Raw genomic sequence first — 15,344 nt, 5'->3', positions numbered from 1 at the left:
GGATGCCCGGGATGCCGCCTATGACCTGGCGGTATCCCGGAGTATCTTCGTCGGTGCCACGGCCCACCAGGTTTGATCGAGCGACATGCGGGGGGAGGCGTGTACCGGGTGAAAGAGGACGGCGTTCCGGCGCACGTCGCCAGAGCGGCCAGGGAGCGGGCCTTCTCCTTAGCCGATCTGCCCGACCTGCGGGAGTTCGCCGCCGCCGAGGCCCGTCGCCGCGGCATGGCCGAGGACGCCCTCGGCGACTTCCTGGTCGCGCTGAACGAGGTCGCGACCAACGCCGTCACCCACGGCTCGACCAAGGCGAGGCTCCGGATCTGGGCCGACGGCGGAGAGCTCGTGGTCGCCGTGCACGACGACGGCCGGCACTGGCGTCCCGAGGGCGTCCCCGGCCAGACGCCGCCCCCCGAGAACGCGACCAGCGGCATGGGCCTGTGGGTCGCCCGCCTGCTCAGCACCGATCTCCAGGTGTCCGCCGAGCCCAGCGGGACGACCGTTACGATGCGTTTCCCCCTTTAGAGCGGGGTAGGGGACACCCATGGCTGTCCCACGGATCCTGATAGTCGGCGGCGGATACGTCGGCATGTACACAGCGCTCCGCCTGCAGCGCAGGCTTCGCCGGGGCGAGGCGCACGTCACGGTCGCGGACCTCGACTCCTACATGACCTACCAGCCGTTCCTGCCCGAGGCGGCCGCCGGGAACATCGAGGCGCGGCACGTGGTGGTCCCGCTGCGCCGGGTCCTGCCGTCCTGCCGGATCCTCAGCGGCCGGGTCACCTCCGTACGCCTGGACCAGCGAAGGGCGGAGTTCAGCCCGCACGAGGGCCCGAGGCTCACGCTCGACTACGACTACCTGGTCTTCGCGGCCGGCTCGATCTCCCGGCTGCTGCCGATCCCCGGACTCGCCGAGACGGGCATCGGGTTCAAGACGGTGGAGGAGGCCATCCACCTGCGCAACCACGTTCTCGGCCAGATGGACGTGGCCGCGTCCACCCCGGACGAGGAGGTGCGCCGCCGCGCGCTGACCTTCGTCTTCGTCGGCGCGGGGTACGCTGGTGTGGAGGCGATGGCCGAGCTGGAGGACATGGCCCGCGACGCCTGCAAGTACTTCGACGGCATCCGCCGGGAGGACATGCGGTGGGTCCTGGTCGAGGCGACCGACCGCATCCTGCCCGAGGTCGGGGCAGACATGGGCCGCTGGACGGCCGAGGAGCTGCGCAGGCGCGGCATCGACGTGCGCACCCGCACCCGGCTCAAGTCGGCGGAGGGCGGCCGCATCGTGCTCGACGACGGCGACGAGTTCGACTCCGACACCCTGGTCTGGACGGCCGGCGTGAAGCCGAATCCGCTGGTCAAGTCGGGCGACCTGCCCGTCGACGAGCGGGGCAGGATCAAGGCCGACGCCTTCCTGCGCATCGAGGGCACCGATTTCGCCTTCGCCGCCGGCGACTCTGCCGCCGTTCCCGACCTCACCCGGCCCGGCCAGACGTGCCCGCCCAACGCCCAGCACGCCGTACGGCAGGCCCGGCGGCTCGCGGACAACCTCATCGCGACGATCAGGGGCGAGCGCTGCCGGCCGTACATGCACAAGAACGCCGGGTCGGTGGCGAGCCTCGGCCTGTACAAGGGCGTGGCCCAGATCTACGGCAGGGAGCTGCGCGGCTTCCCGGCCTGGTTCATGCACCGGACCTACCATCTCACCCGGATGCCGACCGTGAACAAGAAGACCCGGATCCTGATGGACTGGACGCTCGGGCTCTTCTTCCCGCGGGAGATCGTCTCGCTGGGCGCGATCCAGCATCCGCGCGAGGAGTTCACGCTCGCCGCCCGCAGCGGCAGTTAGGCGCTTCGCAGAGCTTGAGACGGCTGCTCGCGCGCAGCAGAGTGCCGCGCGACCAAGGCCCGTGAGGTCGCGCGGCACGTCTCTGCGGTCCGGCGTCGTTCCGGTCGACGCCGGCCCAGGCTGTCGGCCCAGGTGTCGGGCTTGGGCGTCGGGCTAGGCGTTGGGCGGGGTCACCGCGATGTCGGACATCGGCGAGGCGGGCGCCCACTCGACCGCGAGGTCGCTGAGGGTGACGATCCCGACCGGCCGTCCGTCGACGACCACGGGGACCCTCCTGACCGCCTTGTCGCGCATCAGCCGGACGACCTCCTCGGGGTCGTCCTCCGGGCCCACCGTGATCACGTCGGACGTGCACAGCGTCGCGAGCGGGGTCGCGGCGGTGTCCCGGCCCTCGGCGACCGCCCGTACGACGATGTCCCGGTCGGTGACGACGCCGCGGAGCTGGTCGCCACTGACCACGAGCACGTCGCCGATGCCCTGGTCGCGCATCAGCTTGGCCGCCTTCACGACCGTCGCCTCCTCCGGCAGCGTCACCGGGTCGGGGGTCATGACGTCTTCGACTCTGCGCGGCATCTCGGTCTCCTCGGGGCGGGGGAACGCCGGTGTCTTCATGATGGGGGTTACGGGGGTGGGCGGAGGCGGGATTCCGCCTGCCGGAGGACCGCCGGTTCGGCTGCCGGCGGTCCTCCGGGGCCCGTGCTCGCCAGGCCGTCTCCACAGTGGCGCACGGGCCCGTTCGTGGGGGAGCGGCGCTGTCGGCCGGTTCCCGTGTCCGTGCCGATCGTGTTCCGTGCCGTTCCGCTGTGTCCGCGCCGTTCTGTTGCCCGTCCTCACCGCCGCTCTCGCGGCCGGGGCCGCGCCACGAGGTGGCGGGCGGTGCCTCAGTGATGAGGCGATGCCGCGGTGGCGGCGGTGCCGGACGGGCCCGACGGCTGGCCCGGGGCGGGACCGCCGTCGTCGGTGGGAGGGCGTCAGCGGCGGGCTCGGCGCCAGCCGCCGCCACGCCAGGAGTTGACGCCCGCCGTGCCCACGCCGGCCTGGTGGAGCGCGAGCAGGCACAGGCCCAGGGCCAGCAGGGCCGTCAGCCCGATGCCGATGCTCGCGTTGAGGAGATCGAGGAGGAAGGCGATCCCGAAGACGACCGCCGCGGCGATGGCCAGCATGGCTACCTCACTTTCCGTTCAGCTGAAGGAGAAGCGTGTGGTACTCGCGCAGGGCGAGCCGCAGCGCCTCGGTGTCGGAGTTCTCACTGTTCTTCCACTGGTCGAGGAGCGACTGGCGCCGCTTCGTGAACACGGCGAGCGCCTCGTCCACCAGGGCGTCCGCCTGCTCGACCGACTGGCGCGGGTCGTCCACGAACCCGGCCTTGATCTCGCGCCACCGCTGGTCGACGTCCTCGGCGAGCCCGTCGGTGCCGGCGGGGGCCGCGGAGGTGACCGGAGTGGCGACGTGAGTCATGTCCGGTGCGGAGCCCGGGCTCGCGGCGGGGGCGACGACGATGGGCGCGCCCGCGACCCGGACGTCACCGGCGACGCCGGTGTCGGGCTGCGTGTCGTCCGGTCCCAGCGCGGGATCCGAGGCGAACGAGCCGCCGTCCCGCCGGTGGGCCTCGGACGCCGGACGGTCGAGGGGATCCGCCGCGTCGCCGTCCGTGTCGTCCGCGCCGAGGTCGGGCCGGTTCGCGGGGTCGGCGCTGAGGGCGTCGTCCCTGCGGTCGGGGTCGTCGTCGAGGGGGTCGTCGCTCCGGTCGACGGGGGCGACGACCGAGGCGTCGTCGGTCCGGCTCGCGGGAGCCGCCTCCGGCGCGAGGACGTCGTCAGGGCGATACCCGGTGCGGTCTCCCGTGCGGTCGCCGGTGAGGGCGGGATCACGGTCGCGGTCCCCGGCGCCCTCGAACGTCCCGGCGCCGGCTGCCGTACGGTCGTCGTCCAGCTCGGAGCCGTAGCCGTCGCGGGGGTCCAGACCGGAGCGGTCGCCGGCGTCCAGACCGGAGCCGGGACGGTCGTCCCGGGTGCCGTCCACGTCAGAGCCGGAACGGCCGTCGCGGGTGAAGTCGCGGGTGAAGGAGTCGCGCTCGCCGGGGACGGTGGTGTCGACGGGCTCGTCCGCGGCCGTGCCGGCCTCCCGCGCTCCCGCGGGGGAGAAGACCGGGCCGGGGCCCTCGTGCTCGTCGCGGCGGGCGGCCAGGGCCTCCTCCCGGCGCGCCTCCTCCTCCAGCGGCTCGGGAGACTCGGGGGTGGGCCGCTCGGTCAGGTCGTCGCGCCGCTCGGGCTGGTGATCGGTGCGCATCAGCGGCCCGCCTCCCTGCTGTCGGAACGGGCGGCGTGCCGGCCGTTCACGGAACCGGTGGTCATGTCCTCGTCGACCGGGTCGTCCAGGCGGCGTCCGCCGGTCCGGTCGTCGGCGCGGTCGTCCTCGGCGCGCTGCGCGGCGGCCCGTTCGGCGGCGACACGGTCGGCGGCGGCGCGGTCGTCACGGAGCTGGTCGTCACGGAGCCGGTCGTCACGGACACGCTCGTCGGTCACACGCTCGTCGGCGGTGGCGGTGTCGTCGAACCGGCCGGCGTTCACGGTGTCGGCGGTGGCAGGGTCGGCGGTGGCGGTGTCGGTGGTCACGGAATCGGCGGGGACGGCGCCTGCGGCGGTCGTCCGGTCGTCGCGATCGCCGGCGCCGGCCTCCAGGAGCTCCTGGAACAGGGCGCGATAGTGGACCATCGCCTGGCGGAGCTCCTCGGTGGTGGCGTCCTGCCGGGCGGCGCGGCTGCTGATGTCGTGGGCCTGGCGGTAGTGGTCGAGCGTGGCGGCGTGCGCCACGGACAGGTCGCTCAGGCGCTGCTCGAAGTCGTCGGTCGGGTAGCCGCGGTCCGCCATGACGGCTGTGACCAGGGCGTCCGCCTCGGTGACGGCGAAGCCGGGGGCGTCAACGAACCGCTCCTGGACCTCGGTCCACTTGCGGGTGTAGGTCTCCCGGGCCTCCGGCGCGAGCGGGCGGATGTCGAGCTGGGCGTGCCGCTCCTCACGCGCGAGCAGCTCCTGCTCGGCGGCCTTACGGCTGTCGCTCTCCCGCACGGCCCGGTCGTACTCGGGCCCGAAACGGTCTTGCAGATGACGTCGCCGGTTCTGACGTGACACGAAGTAGCCGATTGCCAGGATCGCCAGCACCACGACTATGACGACGGCCACCCATGCTACGGCGTTCATACCTGCCTCCAGGGGTGAGTGCGTTGTTCATCCGCACTGCCCTGGAAAGCGGCCTTCACGCGTTGCGTAATAAGCGATTTCGCGGGTAAAGGCGGGTCTACCAGCAGAGGAGGTAGCCATGGGCTTCGGAGCCAGTCTCGCCTTCATCGCCGTCGGCGCTGTTCTCGCGTTCGCCGTGAAATGGGACGTACCCGGGATCGACCTGCAGATGATCGGCTGGATCCTGATGGCCGTCGGCGTCGCCGGTGCGTTGCTGACCGGTCTGTACACGCGCCGCCCGCAGGCGGAGGACACGGTCGACGTGGTTGAGCCCGACGTCGTGTACACCGTCGACCCGGCCGCCGAACCGCACGTCCACGTGCACGAGACCGAGTCGCACGCCACGGTGAACCCGGGTGAGCGCCACGTCCACGTGCGGGACGAGACCAGGCCCCTCGGCCGCGACGACATCTGAGCCGTTTCCCTCGTCGGCCGCGATCCGCTTTCACGCCGGCCGTGACACGCGCCTATACCCGCCGGCCGTGACCCGCCGCGATAAGAGAATTCACGCGACGGCACGGCCGCGGGTTTTCGCGTGAACGGCTTCCGTGTTCCGGCGTCCGGGCTTCGCGAATCGGGAAAGGGGTCAGGACGTCACCATCCCGGAATCGGCGTCACGGACGCGGACGGCCCCCCGCGCAGCGTGACCCCGAACAGCAGGAACACCGGGTCCGGCGGGCCATCGACCGGTGCCGCCGTACCAGATCACGGAACGCGGACACGTCGCCGGCCCTGGCCCGGTCGACGGGCTCGCCGTTGGAGGGGTTCACATCTGAGTAGTGGGACGCGGAGGGCTTCCGGTTACGTCGTCCGCCGTCGTATTCGAGCGCGGAGCGCCCGTGGACTCGTCTGCCGTCGTGGTCGCAGGCGCGGCGCCCCCGCCTGCGTCGTCGCTCGCGTTCTGGGTGCCGCCGGTTGTGTCGTCGGCCGGATGCGCGGCGGTTTCGCTTGCGTCGTCCAGGACCGCGCGCGCCTCAGCGAGGACGCGGGCGATGTGGGACGCGCCCCTGGCGGGGACCTCATGGAAGCCGCGCTCCTGGTCGTACGCGATGTCGAGGCCGCCGTCCACGAGCCGCGACGCCCACCGTACGGCGGTCGCGACCTTGTCCTTGGGCGCCGGGCGTCCCTGGGCGACGGCCGACAGGTTGCGCAGGTTCGTGGCCGGCCCGCTCTGGCTGTGCTCGCGCCGCAGCCGCCAGGGCAGGGCCCGGCTGTGGTCGGTCATCGGCTTGGACAGCCCGGCTGCCCGTTTCGCCTGCAGGATCCCGGACTCGGATACGCCGAAGTGCTCAGCCAGCCTGGCGTTCGACCACCCCTCGGCGGCCAGCCGGGCGAGCTCGCCCTGGTCGATGCGAGGCTTCCTCCCCATGATCCACAGCCTAGGGCTTCAGGTACGCACGCGGCCGGAAACTACGCTAAGGTTGGGGAGTCGCCCGGGAGACTGGGCGCCGGGACGTAGCGCAGTTTGGCAGCGCACTTGACTGGGGGTCAAGGGGTCGTGGGTTCAAATCCCGCCGTCCCGACAGAGTTCTAGCAGGTCAGGGCCACAGTATCCGAGATCGGATGCTGTGGCTTTCTCTTGTGTCACCCAGGTGCCATCAAGAGCCGCCCTCCCGGCGCAGATGTATGTCCAGCGTGTCACCGGATTCGAGGGGTTGACCAGCCCGGTGCCTTGGGCGTGTTCAGATGCGAGTGAATCTACGGCGACGACGAGGTCGCCGAGGCGACAGCCGACCAGGTAGTGGCGGCCTCTTAATCGGCGAGTCGCCTCAACCGCGGGGCGCCCCGGACTCTGGTCGAGATGTGCGACGGTGGTCGTCAGCTTGTAGCCGACTTCATCAGCGTCGCTCGTCTAGATCGAGGTAACAAATAGAGTCCTAAATGACGGAATATGTACCGTCCAATTCGGCCTAGAGAGCACACTCTGTTATCGCCTAACTCGATGAGCAGGGGCACTCTTTCGTACTCCTGATCCACCGCTCAATCATGTTGTTGTAGTTCCAGTTTTCTCTGCAACGATGCCGTGTGGCATGCCGATGATCCTTATGAATGTCTTCGGCCTGCAGGAGGTTAGCTGGTGGTTCTCGACCCGAGTAGCATCGGCACTCGTCAGGAGTTCTCCCAACAGCTGACCCTGGCGAGGGAGCGGGCGGGATTAACAGTTCGCGATGTCGCGAACCTGGTCCAAATCCCCTTCAGTACGCTGGGAGGCTACTTCAGCGGCCGTCATCTTCCCCCTGTCAAACCCCGGAACCTGCTGCAGGACATCCTCGGGGCTTGCGGAATAATCGATCCGATTCAGGCCGAGGAGTGGTTCCAAGCGCTCAGCCGCGTGCGGCGCGCTCCGGGGAAACGGCCTGCCAGTGCGCCCGTGCCCTATCGAGGGCTGTCCAGCTTCCAGGTCGAGGACGCCGAGTGGTTCTTTGGCAGGGAAAGTCTCACCGAGGCCCTCGTGCAGCGGATCGCCGAACGTCGCCTGCTGGTGCTCGTGGGTCCTTCAGGGTCGGGAAAGTCGTCCGTGCTGCGCGCCGGGCTCATACCCGCGCTGAAGTCAGGAGCTCTCCCCGGCGCGGATGCTTGGGACGTGGCACTGTTCACCCCGGGGGAGAGACCCCTGGATCGTCTGGCAGAACACGTCGGCGCAGACCTTCTCGTGGTCGACCAGTTCGAGGAGGTCTTCACGGGGGGCGCGGACGAAGCCGATCGTGAGAAGTTCCTCAACGCTCTCGTCGCACGGCCGGCGGTGATCTGCCTGCGCGCCGACTTCTACCCCCACGCACTGCGGTACAGGTCGCTGATCCCCGCTCTCCAGGACCTGCAGATCCCGGTGGGGCCGATGAACGAGGAGGAACTCAGGTCGGCGATCGAGGAGCCTGCCCGCAAGGCCCACCTCGACCTGCAGGAAGGGCTGGTCGAACTTATCCTGCGGGATCTCGCGCCGACGAATCGGGGAACGGAAGCCGCACACGATCCGGGAGCCCTACCGCTGTTTTCCCATGCTCTGTTGAGTACGTGGGAGCACAGCAGCCGTAACCAACTGACCATCGCGGACTACCAGGAAACCGGGGGGATACGCGGCGCCGTCGCGCGAACGGCCGAGATCGTCTATCACGGCTTCGATGCCGCTCAGCAGCGGTTGGCGCGGCAGATCCTGCTGCGCCTCGTGCATGTCGCGGAGGACACGGGCGACACCCGTCGCCGGGCCTCCCTCGACGAGATGTATCTGCTGGACGGCGACGTGCACGAGGTGCTTGACAGCTTCATCGCCCACCGGCTGATCACAATCGAGACCGAGCAAGTCGAGATAGCGCATGAGGCGCTCCTGATGGCATGGCCTCGGCTTCGGGAGTGGATCGACGCCGACCGGGCGGGGCTGCGTACGCACCGGCTGCTGACGGCGGCGGCCGAGGTCTGGCGAGAATCGGAGAGGGACCCCGGCACGCTCTACCGTGGCAGCCGCTTGAGCGTCGCCTCTGAATGGGCGGCAGAGCCCAGCCATGCCGACGGCCTGAACCATCTCGAACGCGACTTTCTCGACGCGAGCGTCGAGCACGAGTTCGCCGAGGTGCGTGCGTCCAAGCGTCGTACGCGCCGCCTTCAGCAGATGCTCGCCGCCCTCGTCGTGCTGGTACTGGTCGCTTCGCTCACCACGGTCTACGCCCTCCGGCAAGGAAACATCGCCGCGGAGCAGCGGGACGTCGCGGTCTCCCGGCAACTGGCCGTGACCGCGCAGAAGCTCAGGAGGAGTGATCTCGCCCTGGCTGCGCAGTTGTCGCTTGTCGCCTATCGGACCGCGCACACCGCGGAGGCCCGGGCGAGTGTCCTGGAGTCCTCCCCACTCCCTGGGGTGACGCGGATGATCAGTTCCGGCACCGTCCTGCAAGCGGTGGCCGTGAGCGGGAACGTGCTGGCGACGTCCGGCGCCGATAGAAAGATCAGGCTGTGGAACCTCGCCGCCGCCGGCAGGCCCGCACTGGCCGGCGGGCCGCTCACCGGGCACGCCGAGACCGTCTTCTCCCTGGCCTTCCGGCCCACGGGCGACGTCCTCGCCAGCGGTTCCGGCGACCGGACCGTGCGACTCTGGAAAATCGGCCCGCAGGGTTCGGCCTCGGTGCTGAGCGCTCCGCTCCCCGCCACGGGTACCGTTTACTCCGTTGCTTTCAGCCCGGACGGGCGGGTCCTCGCCGCCGGCGCTTCGGACGGAAGCATCAGGTTCTGGGACGTCACGAGCCCGGACCGGCCGGTCGCGCTCGGCGAGCCGGTAGCGGCTGCCATCGGCGCCGTGCAGTCGGTGGCGTTCAGTCCGGATGGGAGAGTGCTCGCGGCGGGAAGCGCGGACAGGACGGTGCGTCTGTGGAGCGTCGCCGACCCGAGGCATGTTGTTCCGATCGCGCCGCCGATACGCGGGGCGGGCAAGACCGTCTACTCCGTCGCTTTCAGCCCCGACGGTAGAACGCTGGCTGCGGCGAGCGGCGACACGACCGTCCGTCTCTGGGATCTGACCAGGCCTCGGCGTCCGGTACTGCGGGGAAGCCCGCTGAAGGGCCCTGCGAGCTGGGTCAACTCCGTCGCGTTCAGCCCGGACGGGCAGTGGCTCGCCGCTGCCAGCTCCGACAGCAACCTCTGGATATGGGACCTGGACAGCGGGCGCGCAACCCTGCCGCTGCCCCATCCCGGTCCTGTGACAGGGGTCGTGTTCGCCGGCGCCGACGCCATCACCAGCGCCGGTGACGGGGCGGCGCGCAGATGGCGGCTCCCGGAACCCCGACTGACCGGTGCTCAGGCACCCATCTTCTCCGTAGCCTTCGGCACCGGCAATCACGTTCTCACCGCCGTGAGTTCCGACGACACCGCTCGGCTGTGGAACGTGAGCGATTTCCGGCGACCTGTCCCGCTCGGTCCGGTCATCACCCATGCGGGCGGTTCGAGTCCCGCGTCGGGTGCGGCGGCCCTGACCCCGGATGCCCGCACGCTCGCCGTGGGCACCGTGGACGGAGCGGTGCAACTGTGGGACGTGACCAGTCCGGACAGGCCTCGACCGGATCCGCTTCGCCTGACGGGCCCGGGACGGAACATCGAATCGATCGCCTTCAGCCCTGACGGCCAGACGCTCGCGGTCGGCGGCGACGACAGCAAGCTGTGGCTGTGGAACCTCAGCGATGTCGAGCATCCGTCCCTGCTCGGCGCGCCCATCTCCGACTTCCGCAACTACGTCTACTCGCCCGTGTTCAGCCCGGACGGCCGTATCCTCGCCGCGGGCAGCGCGGACGGCACCGCACGCCTGTGGGACGTCTCCAACCCATGGCGGCCCGTGTCACTGGGGGGCCCTCTCACGGGACACGGCGGCTACGTCCTCATGGTCGCGTTCAGTCCGGACGGTCACGTCCTCGCCACCGCGGGCGCGGACGACCTGGTGCGGCTGTGGGACATCCGCGACCCCCGGCGACCCGCGCTCATCGGAAGGCCGCTCACGGGGGCCCGCGACTACGTCTACTCGCTGGCCTTCAACCACAACGGCGAGATCCTCACGGCAACCGACGGGAACGGAGAGGTTCTCACCTGGAACGTGTCGGACCCGCGCCGACCGGTGCTCCTCGCCACCCTGGCGGCGTCGGACCAGGCCGTGTTCGCCGACGCCTACGACACCGGCACGGACGTGCTGGTGACCTCGGGTGCCGATCACGTCGTCCGCGTCTGGGACACCGACGTGGAGCGCGTGGCGGCGGACATCTGCGCGATCACGGGAACGGCGATCACCGCGACCGAATGGCGGCAGTACGTGCCCGACAAGGCGTACGACCCGCCCTGCACGAACCGGACCTAGAGGTCGAGGTCGGGCACGCCCTGCCGAAAGTCCTCGCGAAGCAGGTCGGCCCACTGCGCCAGCCGTCCGGTGCGGATGTCGCCGTCTCGGCCGAGTTCGCGTCCGATCCAGTTGAAGGCGGCCCAGGCCACACGGGCCGACCAGTCGATGACCTCGTCGGGGATGGCAGGGTGATGCGGCGCGAACTCGTCGGCCGGATCCGGAACGTGCATCAGGAGGTCCTTGCCAACGGTGCGGCGGCCGAGCACTCCCTCCAGCCGTTCGTACAGCCCACGCGTCCTGCGCGCCCACCGCTCGCCGTCGTATCGGCCGGGCAGGTGGTCGCCCTCGATCCTGCGGCCCCACCAGGACAGGTAGGCGTCGGGAACACGCGCGTAGATCACCCGAGCCTGTGTTCTCGCCAGCAGGTCGAAGGCCCGCGCCTCGAGGTGGGGATGACGTTGTCGGCCGTCGAACGCGGCGGGCCGAACGAGGATCACCGCCTGCCACGGTCGGCCCGCGCCCGCGGCCTCCTCTATGCGCTCGGCGGCCGAGATCCACGCCCTGATCCGGCCTGCCGCGCTGTCCTGTCGAATCGGGACGACTCTCCCGTCGGGAGCGACCTCGACGTCCCCTCTGATGAGCACGAACTGCCACCCCAACGCCTCGGCCAGCAGCGGGGCGGCAAGTCCGGTACCGTGCCGGCCGCCCACGACCACCAGGGAGCAGGGACGGTCAAGGCTCCGGGGAGCGACGCTCGCGGCGCGCTGGCGGCCGCCGACGGCGTCCTGCACGAGCAGGTGGGCCGGCCAGGCGCGGGCCACCGGCTCCCAGGTGCGATGGTCGGGACCGCCCTGCCAGGTGGCTTCCTGACCGTCGTCGAGTACGCGCCTGGTGCGTGCCATCAACTCGAGTCGCACGGACCAGAATGCGGGGTCGTTCCTGGCTTCCTCCTCGGCGGACAGCCGGACCCCGGACTCGGCGGCGAGTCGCCGCGCCTCGTCGAAGGGCAACGGGTGGGCGCCGTCCTTGAGGCTGAACTCCGCCACGATTATGGCAGGGGTGCGGTACCGGCCACCGCACACGATTTGATCGAGCCGTACTTCGAAGCGCTGAGCCGAGACGGGGTCGCCGAGCAGCGCGTGTGCCGCCGCTAGCGGAGCTGGCAACGGGGGCGTGGCGATCTGCTCTAGATAGGGGCGCAGTCGCGCGAGATCGCGCAGCGCGGCCGTGAGATGCTGCGAGGCGTCGAGCACGTTCATCACCTCGCTCTCCGGAAGCCAGCCCATCTCCATGAACAGGCGGGTGATGGGGATCCCGGACGCCTCTCCGAGCTTGCGCAGGAAGTCCGGCTGCACGCTCCGCTCGTGCGCCAGGACCTTGGCGACCGTGCTGGAGGGTACGCCGGTCTGGCGGGAGATCTCCGCGGCCGTCGTGCTCATGCCGCGTTCCCTCATGGCGTCCAGGCACATCCTGATCGCCTCACGGCCGCGGTCGATCCTGTCGTGGTCGGACTTCGGGACTCTCCTGCTCGGCACCCTGCCCCCTTCTCGCGCGGCATGACCATAACGGCTGTGTGCGGCCTTGTACGGGCATTGCGGAATCTGTTCACCCCTGGCCCGGACGCCGGTTTTGCTGATGCCGTCCGCGCACCACCGAGACCTCGTGAGAAATCGTGATCCGAAGGAGGCGTGCCATGAACATCGATCGCCGGGGTGGTGAAGAGGACGGCGACACCTGACCGCCGTGGGTCGACATGTACACGATCTCGGTACATGTCGACCCATGTCCCCGAACTAAGCTGCGCAGTCCGAAGCGGTACCACCCATCACATCACCGTGGTCAGGAAATCTCGTGTCGCTCGTCGAAGGAACGGTCCACTCGCGCTCGGCGGCCTCCACGTCGCGGCCTGGAAACCGTGTCCATGCTGCCTGCAGGCGAAAGGACGGCTATGAACAGGAAACAAAGGTGGATATTGACGCTTTAGCGGACCGCGTCGTGTTCGTGGTCGCTAGTTACTTCATGCGCCTGGCGGCAGGCGCCCCGCATCAGTCCGGCGAGGCGCACGCCGCTTGGCTGTATCGGCTCATCGCCGGCCAGCTGCAGTCGTCCGGAAACGGCGACGAGATGAAGAAGTTCAAGGAGAACCCGCGGGGTGTGGGCGAACGAGCCGTGGTGCGGTACCTGGTCCAGCAACATTTGGAGCAGAACCCCGGGTTCCGGTCGGTCCTGTTCGACGCCGCGAAGGTGTTCCCTTCCGCGCAGGCGGACAACCCGCGAGCGGGGGTCGGCGCCAGGGCGGAGAGCCTGCCCCGTTACGGCTACAAACCCCCGGCCCCCGCCACTGACGACTTCTGGAAAACCAACGGCGCCAAGACCGTTGCGGCGATCGTCCTGCTCGTCCTGTTGATCATCGCCAAGCTGGTCTCGTGGGGCCCCGGCATGATTTGGAGTTCCTCGCTCACCGCCGACTCGACGTGCCGAGAGTATCTGGCGTCCTCCCCTCAGGAACGCGACACCGCGGTCAAGTATATCGGCGTGCAACTGCACAATTCGGAGGCGGGTAGCCCGTTGATGGTGAGCAACACGGAGTACATGTGCGGGCAGGCGCCCGATATGAAACTCGGCGCTGTATTGCGCGACAGCCAGTGACACCGGGAGGCGGCCGCGGGTGCGCCGCCCCTCGGCAATATCCCTTGGAAGCCGTCCAGTAGGGCAGCCGGCGGATCGGATCGCGCCCGGAAAAACCCGGGACCAGGCGTGGTCTCCGGCGGTGATCTCTGCCCAGACCGCTCGGGGAGTCGTTGTTGATGCCGCACGCTACGCATTCGTTATCCCCCTCGTACCCGGAGGAATCGATCATGCTTCCCGAACACCTCATCCAGGTCAGAGCGATCGGCGACACCACGGGGTTTTACTGGAGTCCTGCATCCGCCGACGGTCGGCACCTGCTCCTCGAACGAGGCGAGATCGTGCTGTGGAACGGCAGATGCACCGTCCGCGACCCTGGAAACTGGGAACTGCCCGAAAGCGCCGAGGTGGTCGTCACCGACAGGCGCATCGCATTCCTGACCACCAGATTCGACACCGGCGGGGGCTGGATCGGATTCGGGGCTGTCGGCCTGACGCTGTCTATCGCGGCGAATGCGGTCAGCAAGCACCGAGCAGCCAAACGCAGCGCTGGCAAGGTCGCTATCGGGCACATCCGTCACGAATGGCTCACCGGGCTTCTGCTGCGTCATAGCAAAAGGTTGATCGGCGGCATGGACGTCTATCTCGACCTTTCCGTGCTCTGCCGTTCCGGCCGCCGGACGATCCAGTTCTGGAACCCGCTCGTCATCGAGAAGGAGTTCGCCCACTGGCTGGCCGGGGTCGTCGCCCGGCAGCGGTTGAGCCTTGCTCCGCGATCTCCCGTGGAGGAGAGGGATCTACGCCGTTACGCGGGAGGCGGCCACGATGTGCCATCCCAGGGCCGTCCTGAAGACGTGTGCTGGACCTTCCCGGGTGACATCGGCACCCTCATCGGGCGGCTCGCACCGCGATGACCGTCACGCCCACGGATGCTTTCGCAACGGCTCCACGGCCGCACACGAATGGACACCTCGGCGCTTCCGCAGGTTCTCTGTGGTGATGACTGCGAGAATGGATGAAAGGTGACCCTTAACACCCCCGAACATCTAGAAAACGATGCCACCTCGCCGGAGGACCGGAGGGCTGAACGTCGTCATCGTCGCGGCAACTTGTGGATCGCTTCTTGGACCACGGTCGTGACCTCGTTGATAACGCTCGTCGGTACACTCGCCACTCTCCATGCGGCACCCGACGACCTCGTCCGCAAGGTGGTGCCCAACGCGGAGGTCACCCACACCGTCACTCAGACCGCAGTTCAGACGGTAACGGCGAGGGCGACGGTGACCTTCACGCCCACCCCCGACCTGAGCGAGGCGCCGACCGACGGCCCCACCTCCGGCGTGACCGATTCGACTGTCTATCTGGCGGACCTAGGCGATCAGATCACGGATTACCAGGGCAATTACGGCAGCGGTTCGTACGCCATCAACGGGCACGATTACCCGCACAGCGTCGCTCTCAGTTCCTACGGCGTGGGGACGACGTCCTGGGTGGAGTACACCCTCAACGGATCGTATTCGTTCTTGAGGGCGAGCCTGGGCCTGAACGACGTGATGAGCACCGACTCGGTTTCGGAATTCGCCATTTACGGCAATGGGAAGCTGCTGAAAAGAGTCCGCGTCGCGTACGCCAGGCAGCTGGCTGTACAATTGTCCGTCAAGGGGCTTGTCAAACTGCGGATCGCCGCCACACGGACGGCCGGCAGCGACGGGGGAGCCTTGAGGGGGGCCGTCTTCGGCGATGCGCTTCTGTCTCCATGACGCCTGCTGATCGCGGTTCCGCCTCACCATGGGCGACGAAAGCGCAGGGCGGCGCTCCTCCTTAA

13 protein-coding genes and 1 tRNA gene are annotated in these 15,344 nt (G+C 69.2%); 8 read left to right on the top strand and 6 right to left on the bottom strand.

The window, feature by feature from the left end; translation table 11 throughout:
• Positions 1 to 99: 99 nt before the first annotated feature.
• Positions 100 to 522: an ATP-binding protein gene (locus MPTA5024_RS07740; RefSeq protein ID WP_051457828.1), complete on the top strand. Its 423-nt coding sequence runs from the start codon at positions 100 to 102 to the stop codon at positions 520 to 522.
• Between the two features lie 19 nt (positions 523 to 541).
• Positions 542 to 1,846: an NAD(P)/FAD-dependent oxidoreductase gene (locus MPTA5024_RS07735; protein ID WP_036321106.1), complete on the top strand. Its 1,305-nt coding sequence runs from the start codon at positions 542 to 544 to the stop codon at positions 1,844 to 1,846.
• 153 nt (positions 1,847 to 1,999) lie between these two features.
• On the opposite strand, the gene MPTA5024_RS07730 is transcribed toward MPTA5024_RS07735, so the two are convergent.
• From MPTA5024_RS07730 to MPTA5024_RS41940, 4 genes are all read right to left on the bottom strand, one after another.
• A complete protein-coding gene (locus MPTA5024_RS07730; protein WP_036323560.1) occupies positions 2,000 to 2,419 on the bottom strand; it encodes a CBS domain-containing protein in 420 nt (139 codons plus the stop codon).
• A 398-nt stretch (positions 2,420 to 2,817) separates the two neighbouring features.
• Positions 2,818 to 3,009: a hypothetical protein gene (locus tag MPTA5024_RS07725; RefSeq protein WP_036321105.1), complete on the bottom strand. Its 192-nt coding sequence runs from the start codon at positions 3,007 to 3,009 to the stop codon at positions 2,818 to 2,820.
• A gap of 7 nt (positions 3,010 to 3,016) precedes the next feature.
• Complete coding sequence (locus tag MPTA5024_RS07720) at positions 3,017 to 4,135, bottom strand: hypothetical protein (protein ID WP_051457827.1); 1,119 nt, start codon at positions 4,133 to 4,135, stop codon at positions 3,017 to 3,019.
• Positions 4,135 to 5,046 (bottom strand): hypothetical protein, encoded by a 912-nt coding sequence (locus MPTA5024_RS41940; protein ID WP_198167006.1) that lies wholly within the window; start codon positions 5,044 to 5,046, stop codon positions 4,135 to 4,137. The genes MPTA5024_RS07720 and MPTA5024_RS41940 overlap by 1 nt, the downstream gene beginning before the upstream one ends.
• Positions 5,047 to 5,164: 118 nt before the next feature.
• Between MPTA5024_RS41940 and MPTA5024_RS07710 the strand changes: the two genes are divergently transcribed.
• On the top strand, positions 5,165 to 5,500 hold the full coding sequence (locus MPTA5024_RS07710; protein WP_036321104.1) for a DUF6458 family protein: 336 nt from the start codon (positions 5,165 to 5,167) through the stop codon (positions 5,498 to 5,500).
• A gap of 351 nt (positions 5,501 to 5,851) precedes the next feature.
• Here MPTA5024_RS07710 and MPTA5024_RS07705 read toward each other — a convergent pair whose 3' ends face one another.
• Entirely contained in the window at positions 5,852 to 6,454 is a 603-nt protein-coding gene (locus MPTA5024_RS07705) for a hypothetical protein (protein ID WP_198167005.1), read from the bottom strand.
• A gap of 80 nt (positions 6,455 to 6,534) precedes the next feature.
• Between MPTA5024_RS07705 and MPTA5024_RS07700 the strand changes: the two genes are divergently transcribed.
• Positions 6,535 to 6,608, top strand: a tRNA-Pro gene (locus MPTA5024_RS07700).
• 554 nt (positions 6,609 to 7,162) lie between these two features.
• Entirely contained in the window at positions 7,163 to 10,909 is a 3,747-nt protein-coding gene (locus MPTA5024_RS07695) for an nSTAND1 domain-containing NTPase (protein WP_036321103.1), read from the top strand.
• Here the strand turns inward: MPTA5024_RS07695 and MPTA5024_RS07690 are convergent.
• Positions 10,906 to 12,426: a hypothetical protein gene (locus MPTA5024_RS07690; protein WP_036321102.1), complete on the bottom strand. Its 1,521-nt coding sequence runs from the start codon at positions 12,424 to 12,426 to the stop codon at positions 10,906 to 10,908. The genes MPTA5024_RS07695 and MPTA5024_RS07690 overlap by 4 nt on opposite strands.
• 316 nt (positions 12,427 to 12,742) lie before the next feature.
• Here MPTA5024_RS07690 and MPTA5024_RS07685 point away from each other — a divergent pair, with 316 nt between their 5' ends.
• The 3 genes from MPTA5024_RS07685 to MPTA5024_RS07675 all read left to right on the top strand — a co-directional run bounded on the left by MPTA5024_RS07685 (position 12,743) and on the right by MPTA5024_RS07675 (position 15,279).
• Entirely contained in the window at positions 12,743 to 13,540 is a 798-nt protein-coding gene (locus tag MPTA5024_RS07685; protein WP_157099330.1) for a hypothetical protein, read from the top strand.
• A gap of 209 nt (positions 13,541 to 13,749) precedes the next feature.
• The gene (locus MPTA5024_RS07680) at positions 13,750 to 14,433 is read left to right on the top strand and encodes a hypothetical protein (RefSeq protein ID WP_036321100.1); all 684 of its coding nucleotides are present in this window, start codon (positions 13,750 to 13,752) and stop codon (positions 14,431 to 14,433) included.
• A gap of 108 nt (positions 14,434 to 14,541) precedes the next feature.
• Positions 14,542 to 15,279: an NPCBM/NEW2 domain-containing protein gene (locus MPTA5024_RS07675; protein WP_084369491.1), complete on the top strand. Its 738-nt coding sequence runs from the start codon at positions 14,542 to 14,544 to the stop codon at positions 15,277 to 15,279.
• Positions 15,280 to 15,344: the final 65 nt, after the last annotated feature.

Origin of the sequence: Microbispora sp. ATCC PTA-5024 (assembly GCF_000511135.2) — a bacterium.
GTDB classification, from domain to species: Bacteria; Actinomycetota; Actinomycetes; order Streptosporangiales; family Streptosporangiaceae; genus Microbispora; species Microbispora corallina.
Note: the sequence above shows the minus strand (reverse complement) of the source record. Positions and strands in the feature narration are given on the sequence as shown.

Excerpts from the sequence above, each read along its gene's own strand:
- MPTA5024_RS07735 (WP_036321106.1), top strand. The coding sequence starts at position 542 with ATGGCTGTCCCACGGATCCTGATAGTCGGCGGCGGATACGTCGGCATG.
- MPTA5024_RS07730 (WP_036323560.1), bottom strand. The coding sequence starts at position 2,419 with ATGCCGCGCAGAGTCGAAGACGTCATGACCCCCGACCCGGTGACGCTG.
- MPTA5024_RS07725 (WP_036321105.1), bottom strand. The coding sequence starts at position 3,009 with ATGCTGGCCATCGCCGCGGCGGTCGTCTTCGGGATCGCCTTCCTCCTC.
- MPTA5024_RS07720 (WP_051457827.1), bottom strand. The coding sequence starts at position 4,135 with ATGCGCACCGATCACCAGCCCGAGCGGCGCGACGACCTGACCGAGCGG.
- MPTA5024_RS41940 (WP_198167006.1), bottom strand. The coding sequence starts at position 5,046 with ATGAACGCCGTAGCATGGGTGGCCGTCGTCATAGTCGTGGTGCTGGCG.
- MPTA5024_RS07710 (WP_036321104.1), top strand. The coding sequence starts at position 5,165 with ATGGGCTTCGGAGCCAGTCTCGCCTTCATCGCCGTCGGCGCTGTTCTC.
- MPTA5024_RS07705 (WP_198167005.1), bottom strand. The coding sequence starts at position 6,454 with ATGGGGAGGAAGCCTCGCATCGACCAGGGCGAGCTCGCCCGGCTGGCC.
- MPTA5024_RS07680 (WP_036321100.1), top strand. The coding sequence starts at position 13,750 with ATGCTTCCCGAACACCTCATCCAGGTCAGAGCGATCGGCGACACCACG.